Raw genomic sequence first — 15,014 nt, 5'->3', positions numbered from 1 at the left:
TTAATAAAATAACAGGTATAGATTCAGGGGCTATTGATCAGTTTCAAAAAGGTGTTGTGCCCAATTGACCAAATCCATTCTTCCTTCAGCCCCCGCTTTCTTGATTTGCACGCTAGGTGCATGGGTTAATTTATTGGTCAGTGCACGCGCAAACTGTGCTAACACAGCCTCAGGATCTGCCCCATTCTTAAGTTGACGTTGGGCTTTCTCTAACTCAGCTTCTTTAAGCATATCCGCTTTTTTTCGAATAGCTTTCAGCACATCAATCGCATCAAGCTCTTTCAGCTTGAGCATAAACTCTGCTGCACCTTCAATCACTAGCTGTTCAGCTTCAGATGCAGCTTGCTCTCGCTGTCGAACATTTTCATCTATCACTTCTCGAAGGTCATCAACGGTATATAAATACACATCTGCGAGTTCACTGACCTCCGGTTCGATATCTCTAGGAACAGCCAAATCAACCATAAACATTGGGCGATGCTTACGTATTTTTAATGCTCGCTCAGTAGCACCTTTACCTAACACGGGTAACTGACTAGCCGTTGAAGCAATCACTATATCTGCTTTAGCAAGATAATCAGGAATATCGGCCAGCGCAATTGACTGCGCATTAAACTTGTCCGCTAATTGTGCTGCCCGATCTAAAGTGCGATTGGCAAAAATAATGGTTTTAACCTTAGTATCAAACAAATGCCGAGCGACTAGCTCAATGGTTTCTCCTGCACCAATAAGTAGTACCGATGTTTCCGATAAATCAGCAAAGATTTGCCGCGCCAGCGATACAGCTGCATAAGCAACTGAAACAGGATTCTGACCAATAGTGGTTTGTGTGCGTACTTGCTTTGCAACAGCAAAACAGGTCTGAAACAAACGCCGCAATGCTGGCCCAACAGTACCGGCTTCTTGTGCTTGAGCATATGCGGTCTTAATTTGACCCAGAATTTGTGGTTCTCCCAACACCATAGAGTCTAAGCCACACGCAACACGAATAAGATGTTGAACCGCCTGCTCCTGAGTATGACAGTATGTGTAGCCGCTCATATCCTCATCATGTAAGTGATGATATTCCGAAAGCCAGTTGAGCAGTGCATTAGGTTGAACCTGATCAAGCGAGCAATAGATTTCTGTTCGGTTACAGGTCGACAGGATGGCAGTTTCTCTGACACCAGCTACTTTCTGGGCTGACAGCAACGCATCTTGCAATCGCTCAGGCGTAAACGATACACGCTCACGCATCGCAATGCTTGCCGTATTATGATTTATTCCCAGCGCCAAAAAACCCATATCACTTCACTAATTATCAGGACTAGCTCACAGCATTAATATACCCCTAGCGAAGGGTATATCATCAGCTTTAACAGCTCGACAATACCAAACTTAACTTATTCTTAGGCTCAAAGTCCGCGAATTTTCCTATGAATAACCTATAACTGCAACCAGCCTGTAAGGATTACAAAATATTGCATCCGCATTGAACAGTTTATCAATCAATCAGTCTACACTTGCAGAATACCCCTAAAACTGCCAATGTGAACATGCTAAAAAACCATGAGAATGTTTCTTTCTAAGATAAGTCTTAGTTTACTTGGCTTTACATAAAACCAATGAGACAGGCGTTTTTGTGCTTGGTAAGTGACTGGCGAACTATCGATTACGTAGGTATTAAACATTGATGACCACACTTCGCAATGGAACACTCTTAATAACAGTTACCCTTTGTGCCACACTCGCAGGTTGTACCGGACTCAAACCTTCCGAGAAAAAAGAAACATCACAACAACAAACTGAAGCACAACCCACTGCCTCATTTAGTCCAGATACCTTATATGCTTTGCTACTAGCAGAGCTTGCTAATAAGCAACAACGGTTTGATATTGGATTGGGTAACTATCTTCGTGAAGCCCAAAAAACCAAAGACCCAGGTGTTGCAGAGCGCGCTTATCAAATTGCCCAGTATATTGGAGCCAAGCAGGCAGCCCTTCAAGCAGCGTCATTGTGGAGTGAATCTGATCCCCAAAATACCCGAGCACTCCAAGCCAAAGCCATTCACTTAAGCTATAACGGCCAGTTTGAGGCTGCCTTACAAGCAATGCTTGAGTCTTTAGCATTAGACGGTGAAACCCACTTTGACTTTATTGCGCTAAACGCTGCAGAACTACCAAACTCAGAGCGAACCAAGCTCATTGCAATGTTTAATAAAGCACTAGCGCAGTATCCTGAAAATTCACAACTACGCTTTGCTAAAGCCTTACTATTAGAGCAAAACGAACAATACCAGCAAAGTCTGGAGCTGGTTGAAGAAGTCTTGGATGATGGCGAACCAACACCAAAAGCCATTAACCTCAAGGGACGTTTACTCATCCATCTGAAAAAATATGAAGAAGCAGAAAGCTACCTAGCTAAAGCACTCAAAACACATAATGACGATGTACGCCTTCATCTTCTCTATGCACGCACCTTAATCCACCAGAAAAAGCTAGATAAAGCCCAAACCCAATTCACCAGGCTACAAAAACTTTCTCCCAACGATTCAAAAATCATTTTTTCATTGGGGCTAATTACCCTAGAAAACGAAATGTATGAAAAAGCAGCAAGTTATTTCAACCAACTGCGTAATGATAAACAGCTAAGTAATGCGGCAAACTACTATCTTGGCCGTATTGCTGAAGAACAAAAACAGTTTGATGACGCTATCCAATTTTACACAAACGTCGAACCAAGCCAGGAGTTTTCCCAGGCTTACTATCAGTTAGCATTAATTTTGTTAGAAAGAAATCAAAATAAAGCTATTTCTGAGCACTTTAATCAAGCACGTAAAAAATTCCCTAAACTATCAGCACAACTTTATATGATTGAAGCTGAGGCATATAGTAATCAGCAAGCCTACCCTGAAGCCAAGCGTACACTTGACCAAGCGTTACAAACAGAGCCGAACCATATTAACCTCCGCTATGCCCGTGCAATGATTGCGGAAAAAATGGACAATCTTAAGCTTTTAGAAACAGATCTTCGTTCAATTATTAAACTGGACCCCAGTAATGCGCTTGCACTGAATGCACTAGGCTACACCCTGGCCAACAAAACCACTCGCCTGCAAGAAGCTAAAAAATTAATTGAACAAGCCTATAGTATTACTCCCAATGACCCCGCTGTTATTGATAGCCTGGGCTGGGTAGAGTTTCGCCTTGGTAACTATCAAAAAGCACTCACTTTACTTCGTAAGGCATTTGTTGCATTTCCAGACCATGAAGTTGCTGCACATTTAGGTGAAGTATTATGGGCAACAGGTAATAAACAAGAAGCTCTTGATGTGTGGCAAAAAGCCTTGCAAGAAAAGCCAGATAGTGAAATTCTGCAACGCACCATACAACGCCACAACGTACAGAAACCATAGATTTTAACCAAACTATTTTATGAAGACATTTCGCTCAATTCTCATAGTGACACTGACATTAATTGCCAGTGGCTGTTCTCTAATGCAAAACGTAAAAACAGATTATTGGCCATTTGATAAAGAAAAGCAGGCGCTTAACCTTAGTGAACGAGAAAAATTTTGGCTACAACATCAACAACAACTGTCGAAAATTGATACCTGGTCATTAGAAGGTAAACTGGGAATTCGTACTCCGAATGACAGCTCCAGCGCCTACTTAGATTGGGAGCAACAAAGCCACCTGTACACAATTCGCTTATCAGGCCCACTGGGCCAAGGCGTTGCTGAAATTATGGGTAAACCTGGCTGGGTTGTTATGAATACGGCAGATTCAAGGTTGTTTACAGCTGATAGCCCAGAGCAGTTACTTGCTCGAGAGCTTGGCTGGACATTACCCATTTCCAACATGCAATACTGGATTAAAGGTATTCCTGACCCATCCAGTGATACCCAACCCAATCTTAATGAGCAGGGCCTTCTTGCTGAAATCAAACAAAATGGCTGGGAAATTAAGTACTTTGATTATCAGCAATATAATAGTCTCTGGCTACCTAGAAAGATTCGCGTGAGTAATGATCAGTACAAATTAACGTTCATCATTAGTGAATGGCAGTTTTAATCAGGACTCATGTAATCCATACCTATGCAGCAATTAACACTACCCGCACCAGCAAAGATTAATTTATTTCTTCACATTTTAGGTCGTAGAGTTGATGGCTATCATCAACTCCAAACCTTATTCCAGTTTCTTGATTTATCTGATGAAGTCACAATGACAATACGTGACGACGGAAAACTCAGGTTACTAACCCCTTTTCCAGATCTAGCTGATAGCGATAATTTAGCGATCAAAGCTGCGAAAATACTCCAGTTGGCAACAAACACCCCTCTTGGTGCTGATATTTCGATCAAGAAATGTTTACCTATGGGGGGAGGTGTCGGAGGAGGCAGCTCAAATGCCGCGACTGTCTTACATGGTCTAAATATACTTTGGCAAACTCATCGCTCAAATACCGAACTTGCCAAACTAGGATTACAGCTTGGTGCTGATGTTCCTGTGTTTATTCATGGACACGCCGCCTGGGCAGAAGGAATCGGCGACCAACTTACCCCCATAGCACTGCCTGAAGCTTGGTTCATTTTAGTTAAACCCAACTGCCACATTAGTACAGCTAAAATTTTTCAACATCCGGATTTGACAAGAGACTCTGATCCTATTACAGTTGCCGCCTACTTGCAGCGGGGTGCCAGAAACGACTGCGAGGCAATTGTTAGAAAGCAATATCCAGAGGTTGATAAAGTTTTCAAATTGCTTAATAATCTCGCCCCGACAAGATTGACCGGAACAGGTGCTTGTTTATTTGCAACATTCGCAAATAAAGAGAGTGCTGAACAAGCTTTAAAGCAGCTGCCGGATAATTTGCAAGCCTTCCTTGCAAGAGGATGTAACCAATCAATGTTACATAAACACTTGCAAAGCCGGACGAATTCAATATAATTCGCACCCGGTAACACACAAGACACTGGGGTGTCGCCAAGCGGTAAGGCAACGGGTTTTGATCCCGTCATGCGGAGGTTCGAATCCTCCCACCCCAGCCAAATTAAGTTTCACATCACATATCCCAACCCATCAAAAAAACATGACCAAAAAGGTAATTACCGTGTCTAAAATGATGGTCTTTGCGGGCAACTCAAACCCGGATCTGGTTCAGAAGGTTGTCGATCACTTAAGTATTCCTCTTGGTCGCGCTTACGTCGGTCGCTTCAGTGATGGAGAAGTCGCTGTAGAAATTAATGAAAATGTCCGTGGAAAGGATGTTTTTATTATTCAATCTACCTGCGCACCTACCAATGACAACTTAATGGAGCTGATCGTCATGGCTGATGCCTTACGCCGCTCCTCCGCTAATCGTATAACGGCTGTTGTTCCCTATTTTGGCTATGCTCGTCAAGATAGACGCCCTCGATCTACCCGTGTCCCCATAAGCGCCAAAGTGGTTGCAGACATGATCACTACGGTAGGCATTGACCGTTTGCTAACGGTTGACTTACACGCAGATCAAATTCAGGGCTTCTTCGATATCCCAGTAGACAATATTTATGGCTCTCCCATTATGCTGGATGATATTTCCCAGCAGCGCATTGAAGACCTCATTATTGTCTCTCCCGACATCGGTGGAGTGGTACGCGCACGCGCTATCGCCAAGAAACTCAATACAGATTTAGCCATCATTGACAAACGTCGTCCTGCTGCAAATCAGGCCGAAGTCATGAACATCATTGGTGATGTTGATGGACGCACCTGTATTCTGGTTGACGATATGGTTGACACTGCTGGAACACTTTGCCAAGCAGCACGCGTACTGAAAGAGAAAGGGGCTTCCAGAATTCTGGCTTACTGCGTACATCCCGTTCTCTCTGGTCGCGCAATGGATAACATTAACTCATCTCAACTTGATGAACTGGTTGTCCATAATACCATTCCCCTGTCTTCAGCCGCCAAACAGTGCAGCAAAATCCGTCAACTGGATATGTCACACCTAATTGCTGAGTCTGTTCGCCGAATTAGCAACGAAGAATCAATCAGCGCCCTATTCCGTTGATTTAGCATTCTCCTTCGAACCGATCTAAACTTGTGGAGGTAAATCACTTACCTCCACCCTCCCCAGTTATCAGCAAAATCTTAAAAAATGCGAGCAAAAACCTTAAAAATAGGTTATTATTCGCGCGCCTTTTTTCCAGGCACTTTGTTGCTGTGCGCTTGGTCGCGAGTGTCACAGTGTATTTGACTCAGTTCAGGAGATCTTCAATGTCCAACGAATTTTCTTTAACACTGGAAAAGCGTGAAGATGTAGGGAAAGGTGCGAGCCGCCGCCTGCGTCGTGAAGCGCAACAAGTTCCAGTTATTATCTATGGTGGTGAAAAAGCCCCAGTTCAAGCTACAGTAACTCAAAGAGAAATGAAGAAAGCATTGGAAAATGAAGCTTTCTACTCTCACATCCTGACGTTAGAACTTGATGGCCAACAAGAGCAAGTGATCCTAAAAGACCTTCAGCGTCATCCTGCTAAAGGCTTCATCATGCATGCTGACTTCTTGCGTGTCAGCGCCAACCAAAAAATTACTACTCACGTACCTTTACACTTCATTAACGAAGATAAAAGTGTGGGTGTAAAAGCCGGTGGTGTTGTTGCTCACTCTGCTGTTGAAGTGGAAGTTCGCTGTCTGCCTGCAAACTTACCTGAGTTTATTGAAGTCGATATGACTGAAGTTGAAGTAGGCCAAAACATTCACTTGTCAGACCTAAAACTGCCAGAAGGTGTTGAGCTGGTTGAACTATCTCATGGTACAGACCACGACGTACCTGTTGCAGTTGTCCAAGCTACACGTGCTTCTGCAGAAGAAGGCTCTGCTGACGAAGAAACTTCTGCAGAGTAATCTGAGGTTTTGCCAACATGGCTAAAATGATCCCCGAAGCAAACATTCAGTTAGTTGTCGGCCTAGGGAATCCTGGTGCCGAGTATATTAATACTCGGCACAATGCTGGCGCCATCTTAGTTGAAGGGTTAGCACGAAATTATGGTGCAACCCTTCACCCTGAGAAAAAATTCCACGGCGAAGTGGCGCAAGTTAAGGTTAAAGGGCAAACCCTACATTTGCTTATCCCTACTACGTACATGAATCTCAGCGGTAAAGCCGTACAAACTTACGCTAATTTTTACAAAATCCCTCCTGAATCCATTCTTGTTGCCCATGATGAATTAGATTTACCTCCAGGAACTGCCCGCTTGAAACAAGGTGGTGGTCATGGTGGTCACAATGGCCTGCGAGACATCATTAACAAGCTGGGAAACTGCAAGGATTTTTTCCGCCTGCGTATTGGCATTGGTCATCCAGGAGTTAAAGAGCAAGTTGTTGGCTTTGTTTTAAATCGTGCGCCACGGCAAGAGCAGGATTTGATTGACGCAGTTACACATGAAGCAATTCAGCTTTTACCTGAAGCAATCACCGGCTCCTGGCAAATAGCAGTACAACAGTTGCACCGTTTTAAAGGCTAAACTTACTTTTCAAGCGAAAGGAACACACCATGGGTTTTAACTGCGGTATCGTTGGTTTACCTAACGTTGGTAAGTCCACACTATTTAATGCGCTAACTAAAGCAGGTATTGGTGCTGAAAACTTTCCTTTCTGCACAATTGAGCCTAACTCAGGTGTAGTGCCTATGCCTGACCCCCGATTAAATGCATTAGCAGAAATCGTCAAGCCAGAGCGAGTCATCCCTACCAGTATGGAGTTTGTTGACATTGCAGGCTTGGTTGAGGGTGCGTCAAAAGGTGAAGGATTAGGCAATCAGTTTCTTGCCAATATCCGCGAAACTGATGCAATTGCTCATGTTGTCCGCTGCTTTGAAGATAGCAATGTCATTCACGTATCCAATCAGGTCGACCCAGCCAGCGATATCGAAGTCATCAATACTGAACTTGCTCTAGCTGACCTTGAAAGCGTTGAACGCCAGTTACAACGTGTTATAAGAGTGGCTAAAAGTGGTGATAAAGATGCCGTCAAGCAAAAAGCAATGCTTGAAAAACTCATTCCTCACTTAAATGAAGGACTTCCTGTTCGTTCACTGTCTCTCACTGAAGATGAGCTGAATCAAATTAAGCAATTCCACCTGTTGACCACAAAGCCAACAATGTACATTGCCAATGTCAATGAAGATGGCTTTACTGACAACCCCTACTTAAAAATTGTCGAAGAAATTGCGGCTAAAGAAGGTGCTGTGGTTGTTCCTATCTGCAACAAACTTGAGGCAGAAATTGCAGAGCTTGAAGACGAAGAACGTGATGAATTCCTTACCGATTTAGGAATGGAAGAACCAGGACTAGACCGGGTTATCAGAGCAGGTTATCAACTACTTGGCTTACAAACTTACTTCACGGCTGGCGTCAAAGAAGTAAGAGCCTGGACAACCAAAATTGGCGCAACAGCACCAGAGTCTGCAGGCGTTATCCATACAGATTTTCAAAAAGGATTTATCCGAGCTGAGATCATTAGCTACGATGACTTTATTACCTACAGCGGTGAGCAAGGTGCTAAAGAAGCAGGCAAATGGCGTCTTGAGGGTAAAGATTACATTGTACAAGATGGTGATGTAATCCACTTCCGTTTTAATGTATAACTTATAACCCTCTGCAAAGGATATATACTCAAAGCAAGGGCATAAACATCGACACGTAAAAAAGAGCATTACAGGGGGTTGACATTAACCATAAAACCCCTAAAATACGCGCCATCCTTTGGCTACGTAGCTCAGTTGGTTAGAGCATCGCATTCATAATGCGAGGGTCAGTGGTTCAAATCCACTCGTAGCTACCATATTTTTAAAGGCCGACAATATGTCGGCCTTTTTTTTATTTTAAAAATCAGCTCATTATCTCTTAGCTTGCCATATTCCCTTTAACCTCAACAAAACTTAACTTCCATAAATCTATTTTCAGTATTTAAACCTTAAAATTGCCAGCTCTAAGTTTGACTTAAATCATTTATATTCAGGAGCGCACTAAACAACAATTTAAAAATTTAAAATTGTCACTAAAATACCCTCCCTTTCTATTAATAACTCTAGCTTTACCTAAGAGCAACAAAAAAATGAATAAACTTTCAACGCTAATAATTATATATTTAATTTCACTTATCTCTGGCTGCGCAATGTACGAAGGAGGTAACATACCCAGTACATCACTAGATAAATCAAACATTAATATCGCAAACAAAAAATCCCTTTCTTTTACGTCTCTAGCAAAAGGAGGATTTTCAAAACCATCTAAGCAGCCAGAATTCGCTCAAAATATTATTAAAGGTGAGCTTACAACTGTTCTTGAAAAATCAGGTTACTTTAGCCGTATATCAACCAATGATTCCGAAGCAGAGTTAAAGCTTGAATTAATAATCACTGAAGCCGGTAACCCTGCAGCCCTTATTCCAGCATTCATCACAGGTTTAAGCCTATATACAATTCCATCTTGGGCAACATCTAATTATGAAGTAAATGCTATCATTCAGAATAAAGAAGGTCGCCAGAAAAAATATCTTTTAAAGGACTCTGTTACCTTAGTCCAATGGCTGCCGATGATATTCGCTTATCCATCTCATGACTTTTCAGTAGTACCCAAAGTACGTAAAAATATGTACCGTTACCTTTTAAAACAAATAAAAGATGATGGTTTTCTTGACGAAGCCAATACCTCAATCAGCTTAAAGAATTAATATGACTGAGTCCTATCTTACCTAGGTTTTATCCTGGATAGGACTCACCCCAAAATAACGCTTATAATCCCGGCTAAATTGATTAACACTTTTATAGCCTACAGCAGAAGCCGTTTGAGTGACATTAAATTCATCATGGCTCAGTAATAACTGTGCTTTTATAAGTCTAAGCCTTTTTAGGTACTGTATAGGAGAAGAACGGGTAACTTGCTTAAAGTGATGATGAAATGTTGATAAGCTCATATTCGCCCGACGCGCTAACTGTTCAACCGAAATATCATCTGCCAGCTCTGAATGCATTTGAGTTAAAACTTGTACAATTCGAGAATAGTGTCCTTGGTTTTGAACTAGGGCTCGTAACGCAGGCCCCTGCTCCCCCTGAAGTGCTTCAAAAATAACCTCCCTAACTCTATTATGCCCCATCACCCTGGCAGCCTGAGGATCATATAAAGCGCGTAGAAGTCGTATGACAGCCTCTTCCATACCTTTTGTCATGGCTACTGAATCCATTGGTTTAGGAGGCTCTGCATTATTGTCATAAGATAAAGGAGCATCCAGTGCCAGTACCAGCTCTGCTAGTGTAGCAGCATCAATACTGACAGAAATACCAAATAATGGTGCTTCCTCTGAAGCAAAAGTTTCGCACTCGAAGGGTAAGGGTAATGTTTGTACTAAATAATGACCCGAGTCGTAATGAATCTCCCTATCACCTAAATAGCCAATTTTCTGCCCCTGAGCAACAATACACAGACTAGGCTGGTATATCAAAGGAACTCTAGGCTGTGGTTTATGGCTCGCAAAAAGAGACACTTCAGGCAATAGCGTTTCGGAGATTCCATCATGTTTTATCAGCTGGCTAATAAGTGCCATCATCACAGGACAATTCATACACAACCTACTATAACAGGTTATTTTCATTTTACCCTAGTATGCCGTTGGCAAAGCTCTAAGTTCAAGTAAAGAGAAACTATTTGGAGGAATTGGCAAAAATACCGTACTTTTGTTGATGGCAAAAAAGCCAAAGATAAGCACAATAAAGACAACATCATTGTCAGATCGAAAACTACGGTGAAAATTCTTTCCCCTTCTCTTTCTCATTAGGGAAATACATATATGACAACTACCAAAGCCTATGCAGCACAGTCAAACACATCAGGGTTAGCGCCTCACAATATTGAACGACGCTTACTCAGAGAAGATGATGTTGCTATTGAAGTAGACTACTGTGGCGTTTGCCATACTGACATTCACTTTGCCGAAAATGACTGGGGAATGAGCATTTATCCCGTAGTACCTGGCCATGAAATTATCGGACACGTCACAGCAGTCGGTAACAATGTAAGCCGGTTTAAGGTTGGCGATACTGTTGGCGTAGGATGTATGGTGGATTCCTGTCGTACTTGCTCAGCATGCAATGACGGGCTGGAACAGTTTTGCCAGGAGGGTATGGTCAGCACCTATAATGGGCAGGATCGCCATGACCAACATATAACCTATGGTGGTTATTCTGAAAATATTGTCGTCAGTGAACGCTTTGTTTTAAATATACCAAATCAACTTGACCCGGCCACTGCGGCTCCTATTCTTTGTGCAGGCATTACAACCTACTCTCCTCTTAAGCATTTTAATATTCAGCCAGGACATAAAGTTGGAATACTTGGTATGGGTGGCTTAGGTCATATGGGAGTTAAGTTTGCCAAAGCCATGGGTGCCGAAGTGACTATTTTTACCCGTTCAGAAAGTAAAGTAGCAGAAGCCAAAAAACAAGGCGCTGATCATGTTATTATTTCCAGAGATCCTGAGCAGATGACGGCGGCCACAGAAACTTTTGACTTTCTGTTAGACACAATTCCCGTCCAACATGATTTAAACCCGTACATTAACTGCCTTAAGTATGATGGTGTACATATTTTAGTTGGGCTATTAGAACCTATCGAGCCCGCATTACAAGCCAGTGCTTTAGTCATGAAACGTCGTATACTCGTAGGCTCTCTGATTGGGGGAATCCCTGAAACGCAAGAAGTTCTGGATTTTTGTGCAGAACATAATATTAGCTGCGACGTTGAGATGCTTAAAATTCAAGATATTAACGCAGCCTATGAAAGGATGAAAAAAGGTGATGTAAAATATAGATTTGTAATCGATATGGCAAGCCTTAAAAACTAAATATTCATTAAAAATAAAAGTAGCAATCAATCACTAAACGCCCATTTCAATGGGCGTTTTTTATTAAAATAAAAAAACCAACTACTATTTTGGATAGCCAAACGTTCATTCAAAGCAAAGTTAATCATTAGGGTACCCATTAAAGACAAGTATGCTATATGCCTTAATGCTGCTATTCTCTAAACAAATAATCTAATTTTTATTTTAATGAAAAAATTAACCTATATCTCTCTATTTTTCCTGTTATCTTTTCCTGCCAAATCCTTTACTCAGGAACAGAAACAAACGCCAATCACTATTGCATTAAACGACTGGGCCAGTCAAATTGTAATATCTTACGCTATTGGAGATATATTGGAAAAGCAAGGCTATAAAATTCATTACCGAGAAATAACAACCAATAAACAATGGGGCGCATTACGGCTTGGTGAAATTGACTTACAGCTTGAAGTCTGGGAAGGTACAATGGCTAAAGAGTTCAATCGAATGGTTGAACAAAAACTTATCATTGATGCCGGAACTCATGATGCTATAACACGTGAAGAGTGGTGGTATCCAGCTTATGTCGAAAAACTTTGTCCTGGGTTACCTAGTTGGACTGTATTGAATCAGTGCTCAAATCTATTCACTATGGACTATTCAGGATTAAAAGGTGTATATATAACAGGTCCCTGGGATAAGCAAGAAGGCAAACGTATTCGTGCTCTTAAACTAAACTATCTACTGAAAAAAATAGGCGGAGAAGCATTCAAACCAACTATATTACTCGCAATTAAAAAACAAACACCTTTACTTATTATGAACTGGACGCCTAACTGGGTTGAGCGTCGAGTAGAAGGACACTTTATTGAGTTCCCCCCCTTTGAGCCTGAATGTATATCTGTCCCTAAATGGGGACCAAATCCCTATGAAACAATGGACTGTGGCAACCCTAAAAATGGTTGGCTAAAAAAAGCGACATCTAAACACTTTCCTAAAAAATGGCCTTGTGCATTTCAATTGATAAAAAATATTAACTTTAACAATCAAATGATCTCTGAAGCATCAGCTCTTTACGAATATGATCGTTACTCTTATATGGATGCCGCAAAAAAATGGTTGCAAACATACAAAAATGATATCAATCAGTGGCTATCAGCAAAATGTTTATTGTAAGCATCTCACGCTTACAAAGAGACTAACAAGTTAATGTTTTTTCTTTAGTTCCTTCAATTTATTTTTATATTTTAACTCATAGTTTTTCTGTTCCTCGATAGATATAGCACTATCTTTACCAAAATAGTCATTTATCAGCTCCATTGACTGTTGATGGTATACTCGCTCATGCTCACGAATTACAGGATAACCAAATTGTCCATTATGAGGAACAGAGCTGCTTTCAATCATACCTCCCTGACAAAAAATACAGTCTTTTTCATCTATTTCAGTTGAATATTGTTGTTCAACATCTGATGATAAATCTTCATTTTGAAAGATATCATCAGTATCAAAATTAAGTAAGCTGGAAGCTAACACAATATTTCCACAACTCGCAAAAAAAAGACAAGCTAAAAACTTCAAGCCATTTTTTTTATCAATCATATTCAGCCCTACCCATACTATCTGAGTCAAACAAATAAGGCGTACTAATATCGTAGCTTTAAAGATTCATACAGTGAGCTTATACACTAATAAAGTGGACAGATCCCTGACAAACAATACTGTATATTAAATGTCCCAAAACTTAATGGTCAATACGGGTAATTACTAGCAGTACAACAATGAACTTAATGAATACTGCACGGTATTAAAGCAAGTGATGTATTTAAGTTACAACCTCCCCCATGACACATTTAGTAAGATGATTAATCAGCTGTAAAAGAAGTACTATCACTTCCTTTCTGGAGTAAGACACAACCAAATACATACAAACTTATCTAGAAATCCCCTTTAAGAGGACTCATCGCTTACTAAATACAACAATGTTACTTCTCACTACTTTTGTTCTATCACTACAAATAGCTTCTATTAACCACAGCTAAGAATTTTTTAGAGGAGCTAGTCTGATAGTAATAGCAACAACAGTTGTTCTAAAAGTGCCTGCTGAGCCGTCAAGAAATGAAGCCGCAAGGAAACTCTTCTACAGTAAGACTTACAGTAGCCCCCCTTAATGCATTTAAAAGTACTACTGGATAGTTATATAAATAAGGGACTGTGGTGAATCCAGTTAAAAGCTCCTCGGCAATCATTCCTGTATTGCACTAATACATGACCTTCATGCCATTATGTATAGCTGCACTCACATCGTTCATGATGCTAAAACGCAGACAACCCCTATCCTCAGCAAACGGCACAGAGCTATCTAACTTAGTAAGATTCGACCAGTTTACCCATTTGTAGGATAACTCTCTAAGCGAACCTATAGAGGGAAGAAGCTATGTATATGGCGTTTGAGAAAGGAAAGACTGAGCTTAAGCTGTGATCAACCTAGTGCTTTTTACCTTGAAACACAACACTCTGTACATTAAATGTCACCTTCTGTATATACTCTACAGTCTTGATAACCCTATTTTAACTAGGCAAAAAGACTAAAGATTATGTCTTTTTCTAGTAAGATATACGCCTACTGAGCTATGCTAATACTATTACGGCTTTCACAAAACAGCTAAGAAAACAAAAATTAACTCAAAGAATAGTTTTTCTAATTGTCATAATCCAATAGTTGTATTATTTTTTCCTTGTAACTCTTATGAAGGGGTAATGTCATGGCCGCAGCCAAAAAACCAACAGCTATCACTGAACGCTACACTAAAACGCAAATTCTTAACGAAATTGCTGAAAACACAGGCCTTACTAAAAAGGATGTTTCTAACGTACTTGATGGGCTAACAGAAGTAATTGAACGTCATATCAAAAAACGTGGTTGTGGTGAGTTCACCCTTCCAGGACTTCTCAAAATTACTACCAAGAAAAAACCTGCTGTTAAAGCTCGTAAGGGAGTCAATCCATTCACGGGTGAAGAAATGATGTTTAAGGCCAAACCAGCTTCTATGCAAGTCAAAGTAAGGCCTCTGAAAAGGCTTAAAGACTTCGCACTTTAGTGCTTTTCGCCTTTAACTTTTTTCTTCTCCATCACTCCCTGATGGAGAAGAATGTCTCTTAACTAAAACG

14 protein-coding genes and 2 tRNA genes are annotated in these 15,014 nt (G+C 41.0%); 13 read left to right on the top strand and 3 right to left on the bottom strand.

All coding sequences use genetic code 11. The annotated features are described in order from the left end of the window. Positions 1-30: 30 nt before the first annotated feature. Positions 31-1,284, bottom strand: a complete 1,254-nt coding sequence (gene hemA / locus ACQ96U_RS10055; protein ID WP_431721113.1) for a glutamyl-tRNA reductase — start codon at positions 1,282-1,284, stop codon at positions 31-33. A gap of 388 nt (positions 1,285-1,672) precedes the next feature. Between hemA and ACQ96U_RS10050 the strand changes: the two genes are divergently transcribed. The 10 genes from ACQ96U_RS10050 to ACQ96U_RS10005 all read left to right on the top strand — a co-directional run bounded on the left by ACQ96U_RS10050 (position 1,673) and on the right by ACQ96U_RS10005 (position 9,698). Next, positions 1,673-3,394: a tetratricopeptide repeat protein gene (locus ACQ96U_RS10050; RefSeq protein WP_431721112.1), complete on the top strand. Its 1,722-nt coding sequence runs from the start codon at positions 1,673-1,675 to the stop codon at positions 3,392-3,394. 19 nt (positions 3,395-3,413) lie between these two features. Then, entirely contained in the window at positions 3,414-4,052 is a 639-nt protein-coding gene (gene lolB, locus ACQ96U_RS10045) for a lipoprotein insertase outer membrane protein LolB (protein WP_431721111.1), read from the top strand. A gap of 24 nt (positions 4,053-4,076) precedes the next feature. Further along, positions 4,077-4,931 carry a 4-(cytidine 5'-diphospho)-2-C-methyl-D-erythritol kinase gene (gene ispE / locus ACQ96U_RS10040; RefSeq protein ID WP_431721110.1) on the top strand — a complete coding sequence of 285 codons (855 nt, stop codon included), beginning with the start codon at positions 4,077-4,079 and terminating at the stop codon, positions 4,929-4,931. Positions 4,932-4,957: 26 nt separating this feature from the next. Further along, positions 4,958-5,032: transfer RNA gene (locus ACQ96U_RS10035), tRNA-Gln, on the top strand. Between the two features lie 62 nt (positions 5,033-5,094). Further along, a complete protein-coding gene (locus ACQ96U_RS10030; RefSeq protein WP_431721109.1) occupies positions 5,095-6,036 on the top strand; it encodes a ribose-phosphate pyrophosphokinase in 942 nt (313 codons plus the stop codon). Between the two features lie 206 nt (positions 6,037-6,242). Further along, positions 6,243-6,869: a 50S ribosomal protein L25/general stress protein Ctc gene (locus ACQ96U_RS10025; protein ID WP_431721108.1), complete on the top strand. Its 627-nt coding sequence runs from the start codon at positions 6,243-6,245 to the stop codon at positions 6,867-6,869. A gap of 26 nt (positions 6,870-6,895) precedes the next feature. Then, complete coding sequence (gene pth / locus ACQ96U_RS10020) at positions 6,896-7,489, top strand: aminoacyl-tRNA hydrolase (protein ID WP_431721458.1); 594 nt, start codon at positions 6,896-6,898, stop codon at positions 7,487-7,489. A 29-nt stretch (positions 7,490-7,518) separates the two neighbouring features. Then, a complete protein-coding gene (ychF, locus tag ACQ96U_RS10015) occupies positions 7,519-8,610 on the top strand; it encodes a redox-regulated ATPase YchF (RefSeq protein WP_431721107.1) in 1,092 nt (363 codons plus the stop codon). Positions 8,611-8,730: 120 nt separating this feature from the next. Next, positions 8,731-8,807: transfer RNA gene (locus tag ACQ96U_RS10010), tRNA-Met, on the top strand. A 273-nt stretch (positions 8,808-9,080) separates the two neighbouring features. Then, positions 9,081-9,698: a hypothetical protein gene (locus ACQ96U_RS10005; protein WP_431721106.1), complete on the top strand. Its 618-nt coding sequence runs from the start codon at positions 9,081-9,083 to the stop codon at positions 9,696-9,698. Between the two features lie 21 nt (positions 9,699-9,719). Here ACQ96U_RS10005 and ACQ96U_RS10000 read toward each other — a convergent pair whose 3' ends face one another. Beyond that, positions 9,720-10,586 carry an AraC family transcriptional regulator N-terminal domain-containing protein gene (locus tag ACQ96U_RS10000; RefSeq protein WP_431721105.1) on the bottom strand — a complete coding sequence of 289 codons (867 nt, stop codon included), beginning with the start codon at positions 10,584-10,586 and terminating at the stop codon, positions 9,720-9,722. 225 nt (positions 10,587-10,811) lie between these two features. Here ACQ96U_RS10000 and ACQ96U_RS09995 point away from each other — a divergent pair, with 225 nt between their 5' ends. Continuing rightward, on the top strand, positions 10,812-11,864 hold the full coding sequence (locus ACQ96U_RS09995; protein ID WP_431721104.1) for an NAD(P)-dependent alcohol dehydrogenase: 1,053 nt from the start codon (positions 10,812-10,814) through the stop codon (positions 11,862-11,864). Positions 11,865-12,071: 207 nt separating this feature from the next. Further along, the gene (locus tag ACQ96U_RS09990; protein WP_431721103.1) at positions 12,072-13,019 is read left to right on the top strand and encodes an ABC transporter substrate-binding protein; all 948 of its coding nucleotides are present in this window, start codon (positions 12,072-12,074) and stop codon (positions 13,017-13,019) included. Between the two features lie 30 nt (positions 13,020-13,049). Here the strand turns inward: ACQ96U_RS09990 and ACQ96U_RS09985 are convergent, their stop codons facing one another. Beyond that, a complete protein-coding gene (locus ACQ96U_RS09985) occupies positions 13,050-13,445 on the bottom strand; it encodes a hypothetical protein (protein ID WP_431721102.1) in 396 nt (131 codons plus the stop codon). A gap of 1,163 nt (positions 13,446-14,608) precedes the next feature. Here ACQ96U_RS09985 and ACQ96U_RS09980 point away from each other — a divergent pair. Next, positions 14,609-14,944 carry an HU family DNA-binding protein gene (locus tag ACQ96U_RS09980; protein WP_431721101.1) on the top strand — a complete coding sequence of 112 codons (336 nt, stop codon included), beginning with the start codon at positions 14,609-14,611 and terminating at the stop codon, positions 14,942-14,944. Positions 14,945-15,014 lie beyond the last annotated feature (70 nt).

It is taken from the genome of Zooshikella sp. RANM57 (assembly GCF_050749885.1).
Taxonomy (GTDB): Bacteria; Pseudomonadota; Gammaproteobacteria; order Pseudomonadales; family Zooshikellaceae; genus Zooshikella.
This window is presented reverse-complemented; position numbering and strand designations above follow the sequence as displayed.

Bases quoted from the DNA above. Each gene is read 5' to 3' on its own strand.
- hemA (WP_431721113.1), bottom strand. From the start codon at position 1,284: ATGGGTTTTTTGGCGCTGGGAATAAATCATAATACGGCAAGCATTGCG.
- ACQ96U_RS10050 (WP_431721112.1), top strand. From the start codon at position 1,673: ATGACCACACTTCGCAATGGAACACTCTTAATAACAGTTACCCTTTGT.
- lolB (WP_431721111.1), top strand. From the start codon at position 3,414: ATGAAGACATTTCGCTCAATTCTCATAGTGACACTGACATTAATTGCC.
- ispE (WP_431721110.1), top strand. From the start codon at position 4,077: ATGCAGCAATTAACACTACCCGCACCAGCAAAGATTAATTTATTTCTT.
- ACQ96U_RS10025 (WP_431721108.1), top strand. From the start codon at position 6,243: ATGTCCAACGAATTTTCTTTAACACTGGAAAAGCGTGAAGATGTAGGG.
- pth (WP_431721458.1), top strand. From the start codon at position 6,896: ATGATCCCCGAAGCAAACATTCAGTTAGTTGTCGGCCTAGGGAATCCT.
- ychF (WP_431721107.1), top strand. From the start codon at position 7,519: ATGGGTTTTAACTGCGGTATCGTTGGTTTACCTAACGTTGGTAAGTCC.
- ACQ96U_RS10005 (WP_431721106.1), top strand. From the start codon at position 9,081: ATGAATAAACTTTCAACGCTAATAATTATATATTTAATTTCACTTATC.
- ACQ96U_RS10000 (WP_431721105.1), bottom strand. From the start codon at position 10,586: ATGAATTGTCCTGTGATGATGGCACTTATTAGCCAGCTGATAAAACAT.
- ACQ96U_RS09995 (WP_431721104.1), top strand. From the start codon at position 10,812: ATGACAACTACCAAAGCCTATGCAGCACAGTCAAACACATCAGGGTTA.
- ACQ96U_RS09990 (WP_431721103.1), top strand. From the start codon at position 12,072: ATGAAAAAATTAACCTATATCTCTCTATTTTTCCTGTTATCTTTTCCT.
- ACQ96U_RS09985 (WP_431721102.1), bottom strand. From the start codon at position 13,445: ATGATTGATAAAAAAAATGGCTTGAAGTTTTTAGCTTGTCTTTTTTTT.
- ACQ96U_RS09980 (WP_431721101.1), top strand. From the start codon at position 14,609: ATGGCCGCAGCCAAAAAACCAACAGCTATCACTGAACGCTACACTAAA.